General features: G+C 43.6%; 21 protein-coding genes. 8 read left to right on the top strand and 13 right to left on the bottom strand.

Annotated features, from left to right (window positions below):
• Nucleotides 1-137: 137 nt before the first annotated feature.
• Together J1N09_RS09825 and rlmB are read left to right on the top strand one after the other, a co-directional pair.
• Nucleotides 138-773, top strand: a complete 636-nt coding sequence (locus J1N09_RS09825) for a hypothetical protein (protein ID WP_265200007.1) — start codon at nt 138-140, stop codon at nt 771-773.
• Nucleotides 774-863: 90 nt separating this feature from the next.
• A complete protein-coding gene (gene rlmB, locus J1N09_RS09830; protein ID WP_265200008.1) occupies nt 864-1,601 on the top strand; it encodes a 23S rRNA (guanosine(2251)-2'-O)-methyltransferase RlmB in 738 nt (245 codons plus the stop codon).
• On the opposite strand, the gene J1N09_RS09835 is transcribed toward rlmB, so the two are convergent.
• A complete protein-coding gene (locus J1N09_RS09835; protein WP_265200009.1) occupies nt 1,598-2,359 on the bottom strand; it encodes a rhomboid family intramembrane serine protease in 762 nt (253 codons plus the stop codon). The genes rlmB and J1N09_RS09835 overlap by 4 nt on opposite strands.
• Nucleotides 2,360-2,451: 92 nt before the next feature.
• On the opposite strand from J1N09_RS09835, the gene J1N09_RS09840 reads away from it, so the two are divergent.
• Nucleotides 2,452-3,729: a replication-associated recombination protein A gene (locus J1N09_RS09840; RefSeq protein WP_265200010.1), complete on the top strand. Its 1,278-nt coding sequence runs from the start codon at nt 2,452-2,454 to the stop codon at nt 3,727-3,729.
• On the opposite strand, the gene J1N09_RS09845 is transcribed toward J1N09_RS09840, so the two are convergent.
• The 6 genes from J1N09_RS09845 to radC are packed head-to-tail and all read right to left on the bottom strand — an operon-like array spanning nt 3,726 to nt 9,267.
• Nucleotides 3,726-4,568, bottom strand: coding sequence for a hypothetical protein (locus tag J1N09_RS09845; RefSeq protein WP_265200011.1), 843 nt, complete (start codon nt 4,566-4,568; stop codon nt 3,726-3,728). The two genes, J1N09_RS09840 and J1N09_RS09845, sit on opposite strands and share 4 nt — an antisense overlap.
• Nucleotides 4,565-5,971, bottom strand: a complete 1,407-nt coding sequence (locus tag J1N09_RS09850; RefSeq protein WP_265200012.1) for a DUF5723 family protein — start codon at nt 5,969-5,971, stop codon at nt 4,565-4,567. Before J1N09_RS09850 ends, J1N09_RS09845 begins: the two co-directional genes overlap by 4 nt.
• Nucleotides 5,972-5,985: 14 nt before the next feature.
• Entirely contained in the window at nt 5,986-6,543 is a 558-nt protein-coding gene (locus J1N09_RS09855) for a hypothetical protein (protein WP_265200013.1), read from the bottom strand.
• 50 nt (nt 6,544-6,593) lie between these two features.
• Nucleotides 6,594-7,280 (bottom strand): YjjG family noncanonical pyrimidine nucleotidase, encoded by a 687-nt coding sequence (locus tag J1N09_RS09860; protein ID WP_265200014.1) that lies wholly within the window; start codon nt 7,278-7,280, stop codon nt 6,594-6,596.
• Nucleotides 7,270-8,565 (bottom strand): DUF7033 domain-containing protein, encoded by a 1,296-nt coding sequence (locus J1N09_RS09865; RefSeq protein ID WP_265200015.1) that lies wholly within the window; start codon nt 8,563-8,565, stop codon nt 7,270-7,272. The genes J1N09_RS09860 and J1N09_RS09865 overlap by 11 nt, the downstream gene beginning before the upstream one ends.
• 6 nt (nt 8,566-8,571) lie before the next feature.
• Complete coding sequence (radC, locus tag J1N09_RS09870; RefSeq protein ID WP_265200016.1) at nt 8,572-9,267, bottom strand: RadC family protein; 696 nt, start codon at nt 9,265-9,267, stop codon at nt 8,572-8,574.
• Nucleotides 9,268-9,422: 155 nt separating this feature from the next.
• On the opposite strand from radC, the gene J1N09_RS09875 reads away from it, so the two are divergent.
• Nucleotides 9,423-9,866, top strand: a complete 444-nt coding sequence (locus J1N09_RS09875; protein WP_265200017.1) for a DUF1569 domain-containing protein — start codon at nt 9,423-9,425, stop codon at nt 9,864-9,866.
• Nucleotides 9,867-9,914: 48 nt separating this feature from the next.
• Nucleotides 9,915-10,520: an FMN-binding negative transcriptional regulator gene (locus tag J1N09_RS09880; RefSeq protein WP_265200018.1), complete on the top strand. Its 606-nt coding sequence runs from the start codon at nt 9,915-9,917 to the stop codon at nt 10,518-10,520.
• Here the strand turns inward: J1N09_RS09880 and J1N09_RS09885 are convergent.
• The 5 genes from J1N09_RS09885 to J1N09_RS09905 all read right to left on the bottom strand — a co-directional run bounded on the left by J1N09_RS09885 (nt 10,515) and on the right by J1N09_RS09905 (nt 15,980).
• Nucleotides 10,515-11,867, bottom strand: a complete 1,353-nt coding sequence (locus J1N09_RS09885) for a UDP-N-acetylmuramate--L-alanine ligase (RefSeq protein WP_265200019.1) — start codon at nt 11,865-11,867, stop codon at nt 10,515-10,517. The two genes, J1N09_RS09880 and J1N09_RS09885, sit on opposite strands and share 6 nt — an antisense overlap.
• 165 nt (nt 11,868-12,032) lie before the next feature.
• Nucleotides 12,033-12,986, bottom strand: a complete 954-nt coding sequence (locus J1N09_RS09890) for a tetratricopeptide repeat protein (protein ID WP_265200020.1) — start codon at nt 12,984-12,986, stop codon at nt 12,033-12,035.
• A 45-nt stretch (nt 12,987-13,031) separates the two neighbouring features.
• Entirely contained in the window at nt 13,032-13,553 is a 522-nt protein-coding gene (locus J1N09_RS09895) for a DUF4136 domain-containing protein (RefSeq protein ID WP_265200021.1), read from the bottom strand.
• A gap of 97 nt (nt 13,554-13,650) precedes the next feature.
• The gene (gene obgE, locus J1N09_RS09900; RefSeq protein ID WP_265200022.1) at nt 13,651-14,661 is read right to left on the bottom strand and encodes a GTPase ObgE; all 1,011 of its coding nucleotides are present in this window, start codon (nt 14,659-14,661) and stop codon (nt 13,651-13,653) included.
• 212 nt (nt 14,662-14,873) lie between these two features.
• Nucleotides 14,874-15,980, bottom strand: coding sequence for an adenylate kinase (locus J1N09_RS09905; RefSeq protein ID WP_265200023.1), 1,107 nt, complete (start codon nt 15,978-15,980; stop codon nt 14,874-14,876).
• Between the two features lie 63 nt (nt 15,981-16,043).
• Here J1N09_RS09905 and purK point away from each other — a divergent pair, with 63 nt between their 5' ends.
• From purK to J1N09_RS09920, 3 genes are read left to right on the top strand one after another with little or no spacing between them, the layout of a single operon-like run.
• Nucleotides 16,044-17,201 (top strand): 5-(carboxyamino)imidazole ribonucleotide synthase, encoded by a 1,158-nt coding sequence (purK, locus tag J1N09_RS09910; protein ID WP_265200024.1) that lies wholly within the window; start codon nt 16,044-16,046, stop codon nt 17,199-17,201.
• Nucleotides 17,202-17,207: 6 nt separating this feature from the next.
• On the top strand, nt 17,208-17,693 hold the full coding sequence (gene purE, locus J1N09_RS09915; RefSeq protein ID WP_265200025.1) for a 5-(carboxyamino)imidazole ribonucleotide mutase: 486 nt from the start codon (nt 17,208-17,210) through the stop codon (nt 17,691-17,693).
• Between the two features lie 23 nt (nt 17,694-17,716).
• Nucleotides 17,717-19,738 (top strand): M3 family metallopeptidase, encoded by a 2,022-nt coding sequence (locus tag J1N09_RS09920; RefSeq protein ID WP_265200026.1) that lies wholly within the window; start codon nt 17,717-17,719, stop codon nt 19,736-19,738.
• 11 nt (nt 19,739-19,749) lie between these two features.
• On the opposite strand, the gene J1N09_RS09925 is transcribed toward J1N09_RS09920, so the two are convergent.
• Entirely contained in the window at nt 19,750-21,195 is a 1,446-nt protein-coding gene (locus J1N09_RS09925) for a M20/M25/M40 family metallo-hydrolase (protein WP_265200027.1), read from the bottom strand.
• Nucleotides 21,196-21,270 lie beyond the last annotated feature (75 nt).

Below are 21,270 nucleotides of genomic sequence, written 5' to 3' on the forward strand. Positions count from 1 at the left end.
GCATTCCCAAGAGGATTCAGATATCCTGTAGACGAAGTAGAAAACAACCCGAACATCCAACAGCGTCAGCTAACCGACCAGGTATTCTGGGATAACAACCCTGGCGGATTTATTGACTAATTAAAAAATATTTTATTATGAAAAAACTAAAATTCTTTTTACCGTTAGCTCTGATCGCGTTGGTAGTATCAATTTCACTTACCAGTTGTGAACAGAGAGAAGATTGGCGATTTCCTGAATTAGGAAATGGCGGATTCATCAAATTTGTACAACAACCTGATACATGGTCAGGATCAGATAACTCCGATGGTACTTCAATCGTTAAGTATCATATAGGTTCAGATCCTGCAGAAGCTGCTTTCAATGCTTTTGTAGAGGACCCATCTGGAAATGTAGTTTCAGTAGAGTTCTTCGTAGAAGGTGACTTCGATGGAGCACCAGAAGAAGCACTTGCTTTTGGTAGCACGACTTCTTTCCCATACGACGTAAGTTTTACTACTGCAGATATGGCGGCTCTATTTAATGTAGATGCTGAAGTATTCCAGTCAGGTGACTTCTTTGAATTCTTGACAGTAATTACTACTGATGATGGAAAAGTTTACATTTCAAGAGCTTCTGAGTGTGACGGATGTCCACTTGAGCCAGGTGATCCTGACGGTTCCGGAGCTTGGAATGGTGGAACCATCGACGTAGTGGTGCTACAAGGTGGTGATACAGGAGATAATTTCTTGTTACCAGCTGTATGGTACAGAGTTAAGTACCTTGAGCCATAGGAATAAGCCGATTATAATTTTATAATTTATTGAAAACCATCCGCACTCTGCGGATGGTTTTTTACTTTTACACCTAACAAAAGAATCCTTGTGAAAAGAGATCAGCTAATATTCGGAATACATCCAGTCCTCGAGGCTGTGAAATCAGGTAAGCCTATAGACAAGTTATTCATTCAGAAAGGAATGGCAGAAGATAAGATCAACCCAATTCTCAATGAACTGGATTTGGATGCCGTTTCGGTTAATTATGTACCCGTTGAAAAGCTGGATCGATTGATTCGTAGCAATCACCAGGGTATTATTGCCAGTATCTCGCCAATAGTCTTTCAATCCCTTGAAGAAACTGTTGAATCATTGATTGAGACTAAAAAGGACCCGATATTCCTTATACTCGATCAGGTTAGCGATGTGAGAAATTTTGGGGCTATTTTACGAACTGCTGAGTGTACCGGCGTAGATGCAGTGGTCATTCAAAAAAAAGGGGGTGCTCCCGTTAGTGGTGATACGGTGAAGACTTCGGCAGGTGCAATTTTCAATATTCCAATCTGTAAGGTGGATCATATCAAAGATGCGATCTTCTATCTGCAAGGATCAGGCATTACCACTGTGGCTGCTACTGAAAAAGCCAATCAAAGTTTATATGAATTAGACCTTACCGGTGGACTCGCGCTGGTTATGGGTTCCGAAGGAAAAGGAATTTCTAAATCTGTACTTTCACTTGTAGATCACAGTGCTTCCTTACCCCTTCTTGGAAATATTAATTCGCTAAATGTATCTGTAGCCTGTGGCGTTTTTCTGTACGAAGTTGTACGGCAGCGTATCGGTTAACCATCCTCTTCTTCGTTCGACTTATTTGATTTTCTGTAGGTATAGCGTATCACAATTTTTTTAGGAGTTTCAGTATCCTGTTGCTCTTCCTCAGGGAGATGTTCTATAAAATTCCCCTCTTCATCGAAATGACGTAAGAAAGGATCCGAATCCGGATCGAAACCATCCTCTTCCCAGGCGTATTTCCTTTTAGGGATTGGATTACTTCTGAATAACAAGGCAAAAGCAAACCCAACAGCAAAACCAGATAAATGTCCCTCCCAGGAGATCTTTGGGTCTATAGGAAATAAATACCACAATAGACTGCCATATAGAAACACAACGACAAATGCGAGAGCCGTAAGCTGATACTGTTTCGAAAATATTCCCTTAAAAAACAAAAAGGCTGCCAATAGATAAACAACGCCACTGGCTCCTATATGCAGTGCCGGTCTGCCGATAATCCAGGTTAGCAAACCAGTTAATAACATTCCAAGGATGAGTACCTTCCACCGTATATCGCGATAGAAGTAAAACAGCGATGTCCCGAGTACCAGTATGGGAATTGAATTATTGAACAGGTGTTTCAGATCTGCATGAATAAATGGCCCGAAAAGAATTCCTCTCAGACCTTCGATCTTCTGAGGATAAATTCCGAAGTATTTCAACTGCCAACCAAAACGAAACTCGGCCCAGAAGACTATCCAAAGGGACATTACCATGAGTAAGGGATACAGGATCACATCGCTGGTAAACTCTAAATTCGATTTTTTCGCCATTTAACTCAATCCTTTCAAAAAATGCTCCCTTATTCAAATTTATGATAAATTGTCAGTATGCATCCTTCGATAATGTTGTAATTTTATTCCTGATGAACAGACCACTTGCCGAACGCATACGTCCGAAATCTTTAGAGGATTATATCAGTCAGAAACACCTTGTGGGACCTGAGGGTGCCCTCACGGTTCAGTTAAAGACAGGCATGTTGCCGTCCATGATCTTCTGGGGTCCTCCGGGAACAGGTAAAACCACCCTGGCAACAATTATTGCCAATACCTCCGAACGCCCATTCTATACCCTGAGTGCCGTGGACAGTGGCGTTGCAGCGGTAAGGGAAGTGATCAACAAAGCGAAGAAAAGCGATGATCTCTTTGCAACAAAGAACCCCATACTATTCATAGACGAAATTCATCGCTTTAGTAAATCACAACAAGACTCTCTTCTTGGAGCAGTGGAAAAAGGCTGGGTTACCTTGATTGGCGCCACCACTGAAAATCCGAGCTTCGAAGTGATTCCCGCCCTCCTGTCCCGCTGTCAGGTCTATACACTGAACCCATTCAGTAAAAACGACCTGGAGATGCTCTTGGACAGAGCCGTGAAAACGGACGAAATTATTTCCACCAGGAAGATTGAGCTGAAAGAAACAGAAGCATTGCTTCGCCTATCCGGTGGAGATGCGCGAAAGCTGCTGAATATCCTGGAAATCCTTATACTTTCGGAAGATTCAGATTCCGTTGTGATCAACAACGAAACTGTTCAGAAAAAAGTTCAGAAGAACACCGTCCTATACGATAAAGCCGGAGAACAGCACTATGATATTATTTCAGCCTTCATTAAATCCATACGGGGAAGTGATCCCAATGCGGCTGTATACTGGCTGGCACGAATGATCGAAGGTGGAGAAGATGTTAAGTTTATTGCGCGCAGAATGGTGATACTTGCTTCTGAAGATATCGGCAATGCCAATCCAACGGCACTGGTACTTGCGAACAGTACTTTCCAGGCTGTCAATATCATCGGTTATCCGGAAGCACGTATTATTTTAAGTCAATGCGTCACCTATTTGGCTTCTTCACCTAAGAGTAATGCTTCTTATAAAGCCATTGGAGCCGCCCAGCAGGTAGTTCGGCAGCAAGGCGACCTATCTGTGCCTTTATCAATTAGAAACGCTCCTACCAAGTTAATGAAAGAATTAGGGTATGGCGAGGAATACCGATATGCGCATGATTATGAAGGAAACTTTGTTCCCCATGAATTTTTACCCGAAGAAATCTCAGGCACTACCTTTTATAAACCCGGAAACAACAAACGTGAGAATGCCCTTAAGTCCTACCTCAAAGGATTGTGGAAGGATAAATATGAATTCTAGTTCTGAGCCTTGTAGGTGATCGAAGTCGTGGTAGAAGTGAGTACAAGATCATTATTCTCCTTAAACTTCACTCTGTGTTTTACTCCATCAACAGAAGTATACGTTGCCATATTGTTATTATCCACGGCAATATTTCCTCTTAGAAGCAAGCCATTGGGAGCATCCTCCGATTCTTCATACAGCGAATACCCTTCATTTGTCTTTCTAAGCAAAAAGGACTCACCATTCAATTCATAACTGGTAAATTTAGCCGAGGGATAATGGCGAGGCTCATTTGCAGTGATCTTTGTTCCTGTACCAACGGTAATATTTGGATTATCGTCATTCTTTCCTACGGGTGGTCGCCGAGGATCATTGATCACTTTTGGCATGGGCTCAATTTTTTCTTCAACAACCTCATCTTCGTACACCTTAATCTCTTTCTGCTGAACACCTAATTCCTCTAAACTCACAAATGCCTTTCTCATCGCATCGTGATAGGCTTTTTTGTATTCTTTTTGCTTGCTCTGTCCTTCTTCACTTATGAAAACTTCATTACCGTTGCAATCCTTTAGGATAACGGTGATCCTTGTATAAATAAAACCAGGTTTTCCCAACACTTCGGCCTGCAGACCATCACAACGTTTTACGTTCGGTAATTCATCCGAAAAATAGGCATTGAAGCCATATTTATTGAAGAGAAACTTGGTAAGTGAATTAAGTTGATGCTGATCCTCTTCGTATAAAAACTCGTACAACCGTGGAACTTCCACATAGCTGTAATCACTTAGCGATTTCTGTGCGTATACGTTTACAACAAAACTTCCAAGGAATAGGAATAGGAATAATTTCACTTTCATTCTTCGTCAATTTTTATATTGAAGCCTAGCTGTAAAGATACACTTTTTGCCTTTGCCAAATTGCCATAGCGCAATAGGTTGTCTGCCGCAATATAGAAATTAAACTTCCCGATATCGGTTACAACACCAAGTCCGAGATTGGAAAAACTGTATGGATCTACAGTGTAGGTTGCCTTAGCTGATAAAAAGTCCCACAATCGCCTGTAGTAAAACAAGGTGCCTGCCATTTGAGGACCTTTAGGCCTCAGTATACTGTAAAATTGAACACCAGCTGCCTGGGCACGTTCAACGTTACCGCCCATATTCCTACAATCACAATCACCGGAATTGCCTATGGTCTTACCAAAGCTATATTTTAGCGAAGCATTGAATTTTACCGGTCTTAATTGGCTGTATCCACTTGTTATGGTATCAATAGGTATAGCCTCTTCAATTTCGTCTTCCAGGTTATCGTAATAAGGTAAAGTGGATTGTCCGGCGCTCAGCGGCGGAAATATTAACTCAATTCCGTCCAGGGTATATGATCCTGTGGCGTGGTAGGTTTCCACATCATTGCTGTGAAAAATAACGCCCAGGTCAAGTACACTCGCACTAGCTGTGAACCTGTCGTTTATATCGTAGGTTACCCCTAAATCCGCTCCCACACCAAAATTACCTCCAAAAAATGCCCTGCCAATAACTTCACCCGGTATCTCTGAACTCTCCATATCTTCTAGTGACGCGATCCCGGAAGTATTCACGGTTACATCCGCATCCGAGACTGTATGTTCGTAGATATTCTCACTATTGACATCACCAAGTGTGGTTGTGAAGGTCCCCTGGTTGTCGGTACTTCGAATACTCATCATACTGGAATAGAGCTTTACTCTCACTCCCGCAGTAAGTTTTTTTGTGATTTGCTTATTTGCTCCGAAGTGGTAAACAGTGAGTAGGTCGGCGGTGGCGTTTACTTCACCCAAGTCGAAGGGATAATCGAGATAATCGCGGTTTCCCTCCCATGTTAATATGGCAAGATCCCTGGGAAAATAGGTGATGAAATCGAATTCCTGGTATATACCGCCAGAAAAATAAATATCATTTTTCGCTCTCCATCCAAAATTTAGGATCTCCAATTGCTGAGTGGCCGTAAAGAAATCGCTATTGCTCATTTCGAAGATCTTATTCCTGATCCTATCATTTATATCCACATTCGATTCTCCGAATATATCAAAAACGGTTACCCCTGAAGCACCTCCATTCACATGTATTTGTGAGAGGAAAGGAATACCAAAATGCATTTTCTGGGGTACCTTGCTACCTGGATTCAACAACAGGCTTTGGGGCACTTCCTCCAGTCCGTAAAGTACTTGCTTGTTTTGTGCTACACTGCCGGTAAGACAGAGCACCAATATGAAAATCAACACATTTCGCATGGTAATTATTCTCTATCCCTAACTTCCAGGTAATATGTTGTTTTCGATTTGAGATTGAGGATTCCTTCCAGTGTTGGATCGGAATCGGGTATGGTGACTGAAACCACAACCCTGTCGGCCATGGTGAGTTGCAATATATCATCTCCTTCAACAACCTGTTCAAATTCGGTAATCACTGGATTTTCTAATGTTCCTTCAATTACGTTTGTTCCGGTGATATAGGTAGTATCGTTCTGTTCGCTTATGAACTGAAAATCCACTTCAAAATTTCTTGGTATGCTGTTCGTGAATCTGAAATAAAAATCGGCTCGCCTAAGGCTCTCCTGAATCCCAGAATCGTCCAGAAAACGAATCTCCGTAGTATCCGAAAGCGTAAGAATTGGTGTGTCTGAATTTTCGTCGTAAAACTCCCCTGCCTCAATATTGAAGTAGATCAGGTCGAGTTCCACAATGGGAGTTAGTGCAATGTCATCGGCCTGGTCGAAATCGGTATCTTTAACACATGCAGTGAGCACCAGGCACACGAAGACCACAGCTAATGGCTTTAAAAATTTCGTTTTCATAGAGTGGGGCATTAGGTTTCATTTTAACGGAGTATTCGCCATAATAGTATTTACAGGTGTCGCTTAATCTCGGTTAATTGATTCACAACTTTATAGGTTTTCGGCACATTGTCTTTCCTGTAATTAAAGAAAAGGGTATCCATTCCTACTTTCTCCGCACCTAGTATATCAGCTTCAAAAGTGTCTCCGATCATGATACTCTTATCCGGCCTTACGGATGCCTTGTCCAAAGCCGTTTCAAATATAACAGGGTGAGGTTTCTTCAACCCTACCTCTTCGGATGAAGTAACAGTTTCGAAGAAGTGTGCTATTCTGCTATTCTGAAGTTTCAAAGCCTGAACCTCGGCAAAACCGTTGGTTATGATGTGTAGTTGGTAGTTCGGACTTAAATACTCTAGCACCTCCCAGGCCCCATCCAGTAGGTGATTATCCTTTGGGAGCTCATCGATGTAGGTAACAGCCATGGCATCGAGTTCATCCACCGAAAATTCAACTCCGAAAACATCAAAAGCATCTCTGAAACGTCCTCGCCTCAAGTCTTGCTTACTAACACGGTCCTCCCTATAAAGTTTCCAATAGCTAAAATTGATGGGCTCGTACACTTCAATAAAATCCACTAATTCAATACCTATATCATGTCTTTGAAACAGGCGTTTGAAAGCCAGTGCCGAATTGCGATCGAAATCCCACAAGGTGTGATCCAGGTCGAAAAATACGTCGGTGATGTTAATTGCCATTTAGATGGAGTTTTTCAGAAAACAAATTCCGCCAAAGTGAATTGCCAGTCTGATCGCAAAAATCGTGAATATTAAATAGAACTGAAAATGTCCCGTTTAAACGCATTGCCTGAGCATGCATATCCATTATTCGCTGCAAACTGTCCGATTCGTATTTCTTATTGAATCCTTCCGTAGTGAACGCTATGGGGTGTATGACAAGAGGAGTTTTTATCTCGTAATCCAGGTCGTAAAACAGGAAAGGAGTACAGGTTCCCGCGCGATAACCCGGTGTATTCTCGTACACCATTGAAAAGTCACGTTCTATCTCTTGTTCAACCAACTCACGATACAGTTCAGGTAACAATACCAGGAAATCTGAATTCATGGATGAGGAAAGTGCTCGATGGGTTATTTCTTCGAGTTGTTTCTTTTCCGTTTTCAAAACATCCGTAGAATCTAACGCATTGTATGAAAAAAGCAGACCAACCTCAGAATAATCTCCTACGAATTTTATAAGGCTTCGTATCTTTTCCCGCCTGGAATTAAAGCCGTTCCTAAGGACATGATGATCACCCAGGAGAAAGAATGCGGTTAACTTATTATTGCTTTTTCCCACTACATCGATAAGCCAGTCGTATTGATCGTAAGGGTCTTTCCCCGGCCCCATAAGGACCCTGCTTCGCTTATAGACAGAACGAAACTTTAACTTCGACAGCTCTTTCCAGTAGCCCACTAAAGACCTAACAAATCCTTTCTGAATGTACCGATAAGGTTGATCGATGCGTAATAAGGTATGAACGGTCCCTTTTTTCTTCGGAAAATCAATGTTTGGAAAAGCCTGTTGCAGCGCCACTTTAAGCTTGTAAGCCCATATATCCACTACCGGTTGAGACAGGAATCCATTCTGAAAACCCAGGCTTTCCTGAGCCGGATAACGTCCAAGTTCGTCCTTGAGATGAGGAAGATATTCTTCATAACGACTCAATAAAAAAAAGGCAGCTGAAAAGATATCGAACGGCAGTTTGCTTCTTTCCCCAACAGAAAAGAAACAGTAGCTATCGTCCCAGGGCTTTACCTGGAGTTCCATATCCTCGATCCCGGAGCTTTCAAGCAGACCATAGCTCTGAATGAAAAATTCATTACCCATGGGTTGCTTGGCGTAAGACAGTTTCGGTCCCTCATGACTAATAAATTCCTCGATTACCGACGTAAAACCAATTTCCATACCTAGAATACGGCCACAAATTTGCTTGAACACAAAATCGATTCTCGGTGTGAGTTTTTGAGTAAAAATGAGCAGCATTAGCTATTAAATCATTTGTTCATCAGCAAAGCTAAAGTACGTTTTTTCAGTCACTATAAGATGGTCCAGGATGGTAATATCCAGGCTCTCACCGGCCTTTTTGATCTTGTTGGTGAGTTTGATATCACTTTCACTGGGTTTTAACGTCCCACTAGGGTGGTTGTGAGCCAAAATCAAACTTACAGCACCTAGTTCCAGTGCTTTTTTGAAGGCCAGCCGGATGTCCACCAAAGTGCCGGTTATTCCTCCTTTACTTAGCTGAGATGTTTGAAGGACTTTGTTTGAATTATTCAGGTAGATGATCCAGAATTCCTCGTGCTGAAGATCCCCGATCATCGGTTGAATCAACTCGAAGGCCGAAACACTTGAGGTGATTTTCTTTAATTCTGAAGGTTCCTGAACCCGCCTTCTTCTTCCCAATTCCAAAGCAGCGACAATGGTTAAGGCTTTTGCTTCCCCGATACCCTTGAATTCGCATAACTCCTTCACAGAGAATTTCCCCAGGCGATTCAGGTTGTGATCGGCAGCTGCGAGTAGCCTTTTACTCAAACCTACCGCGCTTTCTTCTCTATTCCCGGAGCCGATGAGGATAGCGACCAATTCGGCGTCGGTGATCGCGTTTCGTCCTTTTAATAGTAATTTCTCTCGCGGGCGATCATCTTCATTCCAGCTTTTGATGGATAATTGCTGTTGTTTATACATAGATATTTCTGAAAAACCGTAAGTAACTGAAACGCAGTCAGACTTACAGATAATATGAGGGAAGTTAGAATGCAGATCGAAGATTTGTTTCTGCTCTCCCAAAGATAGAAAACAATTCGATTGTTCGTATATTTCCAATATAAAAACCCTTTCGCATGAAATCAATATTAGACCAGGATGCATTCAATGAGATCAGGGACCGCGTGAATCGCCTGGAAGAAAATTCCGAACGGCAATGGGGAAAGATGAGCCCGGCGCAAATGGCAAAACACTGCCAGTATCCCTTGCGCATTATGCTAGGCCACGATCACTATAACCTAAAACCCAATTGGCTGGTGAACCTATTGTTTAAGAAGTCCATGTACAACGACAAACTGTGGCGAAAGAACCTGCCAACGGTGAAGCGCTTCAAACAGCTTGAAGAGGCCAATTTCTCAAAAGAAATTTCAAAACTTCAAACGCTTATCGATGAAATCGGAGCCGAGAGAAATAAAGAAAGCTGGGGCGACCACCCTGCCTTTGGGAAAATGACCAACGAGCAATGGGGTAAGATGCAGTACAAACACCTCGATCACCATTTGAGACAATTTGGATTGTAGGCGAGCAGCTTTTTTCTTATTTGAAATCTGTTATTTAAATTTTAAAGAGTGTATCCACCTCCACATCATCAATCCCAGGACCGTGAGAAAATGATCGCGGTTATGAAGGCATTCCCTTTTGCAACTCTTGTAACTGCCAGAGATGTTGAGCCCTTCATTACACATATCCCGATCATCTACAACGACAATTCCGGCCGACTCGTAGCACATATAGACGCCATGAATCCGCAGGTAGCGACACTTACCAATGGAAGTATGGCGACTGTCGTATTTAGGGGACCGGATTGTTATATCTCACCATCGGTCTACTCCACGGAACAGCTACCCACCTGGAACTATATAATTGTACATATTAAGGGCAAAGTACATCCTATTGAAGAGCCTGATGCCGTAAAGCAAACCATGATCGATATGACGGCTTTCCTGGAGGGTGACAATCCTAAATTTATTCTGAAAAAGGACAATCCAAAAATGGATCGCCTGGTGAATTACATAAAAGCTTTTGAGATCGAGATCTCCAAATGGGAAGGGAAATTCAAGCTATCGCAGGACAAGAATCCTGAAGATTTTGAATTGGCTAAAGCCCAGCTTTTAAAACAATCGAAACGAGATTGCAACCAATTTATCAAATCGATATATGAGCGGGGATTATAACAATCCCTTAACCTCCTCAAAATCCAACCCCCCATAATTGCCACTACTCATAAGCAGCAGAGAAGCATTCTCCATGGTTTGGGAGAATAGATATTCCTTAAATTCAGAAGGCTCTATAAATATTACCAGGTCGTCTCTTTGGAAGGCTTCCGCGATCTGATCTGCTGAAATGGGATCAAGCTTTTTGATCTCCACCGCATGAGGCGAATAGAAGACCACGGCCGTATCTGCCGCATCCAGGGCTCCTTTGTATTCTTTGAGGAATTCAGGATTCAGGCTGCTGTACGTATGTAATTCCAGGCAAGCCAATAAACGGCGGTCCGGGTACTGGTTTTTTACAGCTTTGGTTGTTGCTTTCACTTTACTTGGTGAATGTGCAAAATCTTTAAAGGCAACTGCTGTAGCGGTTTCCGCAAGTTTCTCCAGTCGCTTACTGGCCCCTTTGAAGGAAGCGATGGCTTCGTAGAAGTCATCGGCATCTACACCCATTAACTGACAAATCCAACGGGCTCCTTCAAGGTTATTCAGATTGTGCTTTCCGAAGACCTCCACCGGCATAGGCCCTTCGGGAGTTTCCAACAGGGTGGTGCCCGCTTCAACAGTATACACAGGAGTTTCATAAGGATATTTCTTGATGGGGTTTACACTTTCCTCCACTACCCGCTTTACTTCCGGATCTTCTTCGTTGTAGATCATGGCTCCGCCATTAGTTACCTGGTCTACAAAAATGCTGAATTGCTCCACATAATTCTCGTAGGTAGGAAAGACATTGATATGGTCCCAGGCAATACCGCTAATGAGTGCGATATTTGGTTTATACAGATGGAATTTGGGTCGGCGGTCTATGGGAGAAGAAAGGTACTCATCTCCTTCCAGCACCATGAAATCGGCATCTTCGGTTAGCTTTACCATGGTATCGAAACCCTCAAGCTGCGCCCCTACCATATAGTCCACATCCCGGTCGTGATAGTGCATCACGTGGAGTATCATGGAAGTAATGGTGGTCTTGCCATGCGACCCCCCTATAACTACACGGGTTTTGTCTTTGGATTGTTCGTAGAGGAATTCCGGATAGGAATAAATGGTGAGCCCTAATTCTTTGGCCCTGGCGAGTTCGGGGTTGTCCGGCTTGGCGTGCATCCCAAGAATTACCGCGTCCAGTTCATCGCTCAGTTTTTCGGGAAACCAGCCAAATTCGGCAGGTAGTAAGCCCTTTGCTTCCAGCCTGCTTTTGGAGGGATCGAATATGGTATCGTCACTCCCGGTGACCTCGTATCCCTTGTTGTGAAGCGCGAGTGCCAGGTTGTGCATGGCACTTCCACCTATCGCTATGAAATGAATTCGCATATCAATACTAAAGTTTATTCAAAGGTACGAATTAGGTCTGCAACAGGGATAGCGGCAAATAGCTTTTACGAAGTAAAACTATGGCCAATAGCCCGGCCCCCTGTAGTGCCGAGGAGTAGAGCGAAGCTCACTACACGACTTCTACAGGGGAGGTTGCCCAAAAGATTAAAGTGATAAAATGTGTTGTTTTTCCTGACGTGCCTCTTTGAAATCGGGACGATCTTTTAAGGCCTTATTGATCCATTTGAGTGCCCTATCCTTATCCCCTGTGTTTTTGTAGATCTGTGCGAGGCGAAAATAAGCCCAATCCTTAGGTACACCATCACGAACCGAGTAGTTCTGAATGTATTCCACTAAGCATTTGATCCCGGTTTCCGGACTAAGATTATATTGGGCTGAGATCTTACCGATCTGGTAATTCAGGCTGTTTCGTTTGTGTTTTTTCAGGGAAACCGCAGCGTTGGCCATGGCCTCTCTGGGCTGATTATTCTTTTCGTACAAATTGGTAAGTTTCTCGTAGGTGTGCGGAGAACCTCCAATTTCGATGGCCTTTTTGTAATATTTCTCTGCATCTGCGGGACGCTCATTGTATTCGGCGATATATCCGTGGGCCAGGTATCCGTCCACCGGCGAAATGATTTTGAGCTCATCGGCGTATTTCATGGCCTTCTTTTCACTACCTCCTATGATACCCGGTAATTGCATATAGAGTTCTACTAATGCCCATCGAACTTCAATATGGTTAGGATCGAGTGTAGCGGCCCGATTGAGATGTTCCTTGATGTCACCAATATATCCCAACGCCTTTAGTTTATTTGATTCCTGGGCTTTCATACCAAGTACACCTCCGTATTTGAAATTGTAATCGGGATTATCGGGATTTTCCTCCACCAGCGATTCGTAATACGAAATTGCAGCATCCCAATCCTTCGCAGTACCCGCAATATCACCCAGGTATTCTCGAGTTTTGTCATGGCCCGGGTTTTCTTTTAAATATTTCTGAAAAAGGGGTTTTGCTTTCGAAAATTGTTCATTACTGAAGTATTCCACAGCCTGATCAAAGGACGACTGAGCCCATATTAGGGACGGAAACAGGAGCAATAGCAACAATTTCTTCATAGCGTAGGTTTATATGCAAAGATATAGAACTAAAATTTTTTCTGATTATTTCTTTTTTGGTGGGTATTTTTTCAGAATTTTCGATATAACTCCTTGATAATAAGATACTTTCTTGCCCGGAGAAGCCGATTTTTTCAAATTTCCTTCTGCTTTTGCCTGCCATACCAGATCGTCCTTCACCACATCTACCAGGTCGAAAGTAAGTAACTGGTTGATCTGTGCACTCCCAATGGGAATACCACCGCTAACACCTCCACCAACATTTCGGCCACCACCGCCTATACCAATACCAATGGTACTTCTCGAATTAGAAAGTGTCTCTTCGGCAAAAAAATTAACGTATAGTTGAGGTGTATCACTTTTGATAAACCCCTTTTGCTGAAGTAAACTGTCTGTGATTCGCATAATACGCTTTTCGTCCAGCTGGTTAAGGCCAGATTCACGATCGGGGTAGAAATTATAGGTAGTATAGGTAGAAAAGTCTGTCTCCTCGTTGTAATCAACACCCACATAGGCGCCGCAGGAGAGCAACATGGAAAGTCCCAGAATAGCAAATAGAAGCTTCACAGGCTAATTTTTATTTAAAGATACTGAAAAAACCGTGCGGCGATTTGGGTTTAGTTATTCTTTAACGATTTCGCTTCGACGACAAAACTATTCAAGATTAAACCTCTGAAGTATTCAACATCTCCCACAACTTGTCCTTTAACTCCTGCAGTCCCTGCTGGGCAACAGATGAAATGAATAGATAAGGTATCCCTTCGAAATCCCTGTCCAGCTCTTCATTCATCTCGGTTTTTAGTTCCTCGTCGAGCATGTCGCTCTTGGAAATGGCTACCAGTCTTTCTTTGTCCAGGAGTTCAGGGTTGTAGCGACGTAATTCATCTACCAGTATGTCGTATTGCTTCCTGATGTCGTCTGCATCTGCAGGAATAAGGAAAAGCAAGGTAGAATTACGTTCAATATGTCTTAGGAAATAGTGTCCTAGACCCTTCCCTTCCGCAGCCCCTTCAATGATCCCGGGAATGTCGGCCATCACAAAGGTCTGATAATCCCTGTATTCAACGATACCCAGATTTGGCTTGAGTGTAGTAAATTCGTAGTTGGCGATCTTGGGCTTGGCAGCGGTAAGCACCGAGAGTAAAGTGGATTTACCCGCATTTGGGAATCCGACCAGTCCTACATCGGCCAGTACTTTCATTTCGAGGGTGAAATTGCCTTCCTCTCCTTCCAGACCAGGCTGCGCATAACGAGGGGTTTGCCGGGTTGCACTCTTAAAATGGGCATTACCTCTTCCTCCCTTTCCACCGTGGGCAATAATCAATTCGTCCCCGTGTTCCATCAATTCCTGAAGTAACTCCCCCGTATCCGTATTCTTTACAGCCGTGCCCAGTGGAACTTCGATATAAACATCCTCCCCGTTTGCCCCGGTACTGGTTTGTTTACCTCCGGCCATTCCGTGGCCAGCATTATAATGCCGCTTGAATTTCAGGTGGTATAGCGTCCACCTGTTCTTATTTGCCTTTAGGATAATGTGGCCTCCACGTCCTCCATCACCACCGTCGGGTCCTCCTTTAGGCACGAATTTCTCCCGTCGAAGGTGCGTACTCCCCTTCCCTCCCTTTCCGGAAGTCACATGGATCTTTACATAATCGACAAAATTGCCTTCAGTCATAAGGGGAATGTTAGTATGTTAGTATGTTGGTATGTTGGTATGTTGGTATGTTGGTATGTTGGTATTTTGGTATTTTGGTATGTTGGTATTTTGGTATTCTGGATTGTTAGAATCTTAATAGTTGCATTCTTTACCTAACACTGAACAAATTGAGTTCTCGTTTCTCGGTTGTCAGTTGTCGGATCTTGGATCTTGATTCTAAACTCTTGACTCTACAATCTATCAAACACTGTACTCAATCGTTCGGTGATCTCTTCGATGGACCCAACGCCGTCCACTCCGTGGTATTTGTCCTGTGCCTGATAATAGCTCTTCAGAATATCTGTTTTACGATAGTATTCGGCGATTCGTTCGCGGATTACCTCTTCATTCGCGTCATCTGCACGTCCGCTGGACTTACCGCGATCCAGAAGTCGGCCAACCAATACTTCATCATCAACTTCCAAGGCAACCATGGCATTGATCTGGCTACCTTTTTCATCCATCAATTTGGAAAGTGCTTCAGCCTGTGCTTCTGTCCTTGGAAACCCATCGAAAATAAAGCCATTTGCATCCGGGTTCTTTTCAACTTCAGCGTTGAGCATTTCAATCGTAACCTCATCTGGTACAAGGTGGCCCTTGTCCATAAAGCTCTTCGCTAAAGCTCCCAGTTCCGTTTCATTCTTGATATTATAGCGAAACACATCCCCCGTTGAGATGTGAACTAATTGATATTTTTCCTTCAGAACTTCTGCCTGGGTACCTTTTCCTGCGCCCGGAGGGCCAAATAGTACGATGTTTTTCATTCTTTTGATTTTGAATCTATAATTTTTATTGAACCACGCCATATGAACCGGCGTCTCTAATTGATTTTCCGATATAAATATTTTATTCTCCTGTCTTCCTTCATTGACAAAGCCAAATTTCTCATAGAAGGCTACATTCTTCAGGTTTTGTTCCCTGGTAAACAATTCAACCCTGAGAATCTCTTGCCTATCTTGTTCTATGATTCTCAAGAACTTTCCCAGTAATTTGTTTCCAACACCTTGACCCTGATGATCGGGATGAACCACAATGGTCAAGTCGGTGAACAGATGCTGAAACGCGTAGACATCGGGGCTATACGCATGAATTTCTCCGATAATCTCATCACCTGTACTCGCCACCAGTGACAACCCACGGAGCAGTGATTTATTTATCATTTCCTGAATAAAATCACCGGTAATCTCATCCTCGTGACGAATAATCCCATTTTCTTGATCGGCCACATCCTGATAAAGTTTCAGGATTGTCGAGGCATCTATCAATTGGGTTTCTTCAATGTGAATTTCGTCTATCATGTTACCGGGTGTCTTTTAGAGCTGCAAAGATAAGAATTGCAAAGAAGATTGTACCTTTGCAGCATGGCGAATTATTTCTCTTCTGACTTCACACTCGGAATATTGGGCGGCGGCCAGCTCGGAAAAATGCTGCTCTACGAAACCCGTAAATACGACATAAAAACTAAAGTACTGGACCCCAGTGCCGAAGCACCCTGCCGCATCGCTTGCGACACCTTCGTACAAGGACCACTTATGGATTTCGATACTGTGTATTCCTTCGGAAAGGACGTGGATGTCCTCACTATTGAGATAGAAGGGGTAAACATTGAGGCCATTGAAAAGTTGGAGGCTGAAGGAAAAGTGGTCTATCCAGCTCCTAAAACCCTCAGAAACATTCAGGACAAGGGGATTCAAAAACAATTTTACCAAAGCCACAATATCCCAACTGCACCTTTTGCATTATACAACTCCCTGGATGAATTAAAATCGGCTATTTCCGAAGAAAAAGTAACCCTGCCCTTTGTGTGGAAAAGCTGCAAAGGAGGCTACGATGGCAGAGGTGTAAGCATTATTAGAAAAATCGAAGATCTGAACGGGCTTGCTGACGGACAATGCATAGCCGAAACGCTTATTCCTTTCAAGAACGAACTTGCGGTGATCGTTGCCAGGAATCCTTCCGGTGAGGTGGTGACCTACCCCGTTGTGGAGATGGAGTTCCACCCTGAAGCCAACCAGGTGGAATACGTTATCTGCCCGGCACGAATCGCCGAGAATGTTGCAAGAAAAGCACGTGAAGTGGCCGAACGGGTCTCAAACGCATTCGAGCATGTTGGATTACTTGCCGTTGAAATGTTCCAGACCGAAAGCGATGAGATACTGGTAAATGAAGTGGCTCCTAGACCACACAATAGTGGCCATTACAGCATAGAAGCCAGTTATACCAATCAGTTTGAGCAACACCTGCGTGCTGTTCTAGACCTTCCGCTGGGCAAAACAGACAGCAAAGTTGGTGGGATAATGGTAAATTTGGTGGGAGCAGAAGGCTATACCGGCGATGTTGTTTACGAAAATATCGAGCAGATCATGGCCATGGACGGTGTTACACCGCATATTTACGGCAAGAAACAAACCCGACCCTTCCGGAAGATGGGACATGTAACTATCGTGAATCGGGACATAGCCGTAGCCAGGGAAATCGCGGAAAAAGTTAAGAATTCGATCAAAGTGATCAGTAAATAAAACAAAATGGGAAAAGTAGGAATCATAATGGGAAGTACCAGCGACCTGCCTGTGATGCAGGATGCCGTTGAAGTTTTAAAGGGTTTCGATATTGAAGTTGAAATAGATATTGTTTCGGCCCACCGCACGCCGGATAAACTTTTCGATTACGGTAAAAATGCTCATGAAAGAGGGATTTCTGTTATTATCGCCGGAGCCGGAGGCGCAGCCCACCTGCCGGGAATGATCGCCTCACTTTCTCCCCTACCTGTGATAGGGGTACCGGTGAAATCCAGTAATTCCATAGATGGCTGGGACTCCATTCTTTCAATACTACAAATGCCCGGCGGTGTACCAGTAGCAACCGTAGCATTGAATGGTGCTAAAAATGCGGGGATCCTGGCAGCGCAGATACTGGGCTCGGCAGACAAATGTGTCCTCGACAAGGTTCTTGCCTACAAAGAAGGACTTAAGCTAAAGGTAGAAGAAGGCGCAAAAAAATTGAAAGAGTAAGTAAACTTTGACAGTCGAACTTAATGAACCCACTACTCGATAAATTCTCCTCAGCCCCGTTTTCAAAGATCGAAAACGAGCATTATTTACCCGCATTCAAACAACTAATTGAAGAAACCAAAGCCGTGATCGACAGCATTGTTGAGAACTCGGAAGCACCTACATTCGGAAACACCGTTGAAGCTCTTGAGCGCAGCGGAGAGCAACTAAACCTCGTTAGCAGTATATTCTTCAATCTCAACAGCGCTGAAACCAGTGATGAGATCCAGAAAATAGCCCAGGAAGTATCTCCCTTACTTTCCAACTTCAGAAATGACTTGTTGCTGAATGAGGAACTTTTCAGAAAAGTAAAAAAGGTTTACGACCAAAGAAAGAATCTTCCACTGAATGGGGAAGAACAGCGATTGTTGGAAATTCAATACAAGGGGTTCGCTCGTAACGGTGCCAATCTCTCCCTTGATGACAAAAAGAAATTACGTGAGATCGATGCCGAGCTGGCACAACTTACCCTGAAATTTGGTGAAAACGTGTTGGCCGATACCAACGGCTATTATATGCATCTCACCTCTGAAACAGACCTCGATGGCCTGCCGGATGGCATCAAAGAGGCAGCAGCCATGACGGCTAAAGAGCGTGACCTGGACGGATGGGTGATCACACTGGACTACCCTAGCTATATTCCTTTCATGAAATATGCAAGGAACAGGGAACTTCGCAAGAAACTTTCCCTGGCTTTCGGAGCACGTGGATTCCAGGATAACGACAATAATAACGAAGCCAACGTGCTTCGTATCGCCAACCTCCGTTACCAAAGAGCAGTACTGCTAGGGTACGATTCGCACGCGCACTTCGTTCTTGAAGAACGTATGGCAGAAACACCCGAAAAAGTAACTGGTTTTCTGAATAATTTACTTGAAAAAGCAAAACCAGCGGCAGTTCAGGAATTCGACAAACTCAGTGATTTCGCAATGAAACTGGACGGTATTTCTGAATTACAGAAATGGGACAGTGCCTATTATGCTGAAAAGCTAAAGCAGCAGCAATTTGACCTGGACGACGAAAAACTTAAACCATATTTCGAATTGGAAAAGGTGATAGCAGGTGTTTTCTCGGTAGCTAACAAACTTTTCGGACTTAATTTTGAGCTCACCGATACCGTGGACCTATACCACGAAGATGTAAAGACGTACAATGTTACCGACCAGGAGGGAACTTTTGTTGCTCTTTTCTATGCCGATTTCCACCCCCGTCCCGGAAAGAGAAACGGTGCCTGGATGACCTCATTCAGACCTCAGCAGTTCAAGAACGGAGTGAACGAACGTCCGCATATTTCCATCGTTTGTAACTTTACCAAACCTACTTCCACCAAACCTTCCTTGCTTACGTTTAACGAGGTGACCACTTTGTTCCACGAGTTCGGACACGCGCTCCATGGAATGCTCGCCAATACAACCTATTCCGGCCTATCCGGCACGAATGTCTACTGGGATTTTGTGGAATTGCCTAGCCAGGTTCTGGAGAATTGGTGTTATGAAAAGGAAACGCTCGAACTATTCGCGAAACACTTTGAAACCGCCGAGACTATCCCAATGGAACTGGTTCAAAAGATAAAGGATTCCTCTACTTTCCATGAAGGCATGCAGACCATGCGCCAATTGAGCTTCGGATTGCTCGACATGGCCTGGCATGGCGCGAATCCTTCAGAAATAACCAATGTAAAAGAATTCGAGAATAAAGCGTTTGAAGCTACTAGATTGTATCCCGAAACTCCATCGACCTGTATGAGTACTTCCTTTTCACATATTTTCCAGGGCGGTTATTCTGCCGGCTATTACAGCTATAAATGGGCCGAGGTGCTGGATGCGGATGCTTTCGAATACTTCAAAAAGGAAGGTATTTTCAACAAAACCGTAGCGATGAAATTCAAGGAAAATGTGCTGTCACAAGGGGGTACGCAGGACCCCATGGAATTGTATGTTAAATTCCGCGGTCACAAACCAGACCCGGACGCATTGCTGCGTCGGGCCGGACTTCTGAAAAATTAATTTAAGATTATTTATCTAACCATCACCTTTTTATTCACCACTTCTGAGTAATCTGTGGTGAAATTGGCGATATACATTCCGGAAGCAAGGTGATTCATGTTGATGGCACCCTGATTATCGGGATCCTGGAGAGTCATTATCGTATTTCCAACAAGATCGTAAATAACAACTGAACTGATATCCGCTTCGTAGTCATTAAACTCGTAGTAGAGTGTATTGTTTGAAACATAGATCTCGTACACATTTGAATCAACTTCAAGAACCGCAAGTTGTCCATCACTCTTCGCGGTCTCGATCAGGAATTCGGCACAGAGCTTACTGAATTTCGCCGCATGTTCGGCTGTTCCAATAAAACTGAAGGTGTCGTTGGCTGTATGGATGTTTGGGTTGTGTTGTCCGAAACTGGATTCAAAAGGAAATGCCGCCATATAGCCTTCATTGTTCCAGCTGGCATGATCGGAACAACCGTAATTACAAACAGATGTACCGTATGTAAACATATGGCTTCCGGATGAATTATAATGATTCATCAGTTCCATCAGAAAGGTATTCAGACTACCGTCTGTAAAATCGGTGATGAAATACACATCGTTGCCGGAGCCATTGTAGTTGGTCATGTCGAAATTCACGTAAGCCGTTACATCCACATTATTTGAACCGTATTCCTGCGCTATTTCCTGGGAACCTACCAATCCGATCTCCTCCGCCGAATAAGCCATTATCTCGATCGTTCGCTTCGGAACAAATCCCGACTCAAATAATACCCTTGCAGCTTCCGTAATTGTTGCGATCCCTGAGGCATCGTCATCGGCTCCGGGGGCATCATTATTTCCCTGAAAAGAAGTAGAATCGAGGTGTCCACCAACTATCACAAATTCATCCGGAAACTCCGAACCTTCTATTGTCATAATAACCGATGGCATCTGTGTGTTTGAATGGTTGTAAAGTCGAACACTCACGTCAGTTCGCCCATGTAAGGCGGCCATGTCTTCCCATTTTGTCTTGAGATCCATTGCCGCTTGCGTGGCAGAACCGAAGGTGTGATAGCGTGAACCGTAGTTTTCCAATTCGATAATATGATCTTCAATATTCTGAACATTGACAAGGTTGATCGCCTGGAGAACAGCAACATCTTCGGTTATGGTAAATGCTATCCTGGAATTATCCCTATTTACTATTCGTTCCAGAGATTCGATGGCAGCGTCGGCACTAGGCTTGAAAATATAGCCTGGCCCATGGACAAGAATTCTGCCATGCAATGCTTCAGCTGCAGTTTCCGACATGTAGACAGCAGCTTCATTTCCGCGTTCGGCGAGGATTTGGATCTCACCCGGTTGATCGTTCTGTAGTTCATGCGCATCTTGCAATGCCATGGTAGCGTAGAATCTGTCGTTGTTCTGTGTGTAGCTATTTAGTCCGATAAAGAATATAGCAATGAGCAGTATAATTTTCTTCATTTTTATTTTTTCTGAAATTAACTATGAAAGGTAAAGAAGTCCTTTCCTCAAAGAAATGACATTAATCATAACTCC

It is taken from the genome of Aureitalea sp. L0-47 (assembly GCF_026126405.1).
Lineage (GTDB): Bacteria > Bacteroidota > Bacteroidia > Flavobacteriales > Flavobacteriaceae > Pukyongia.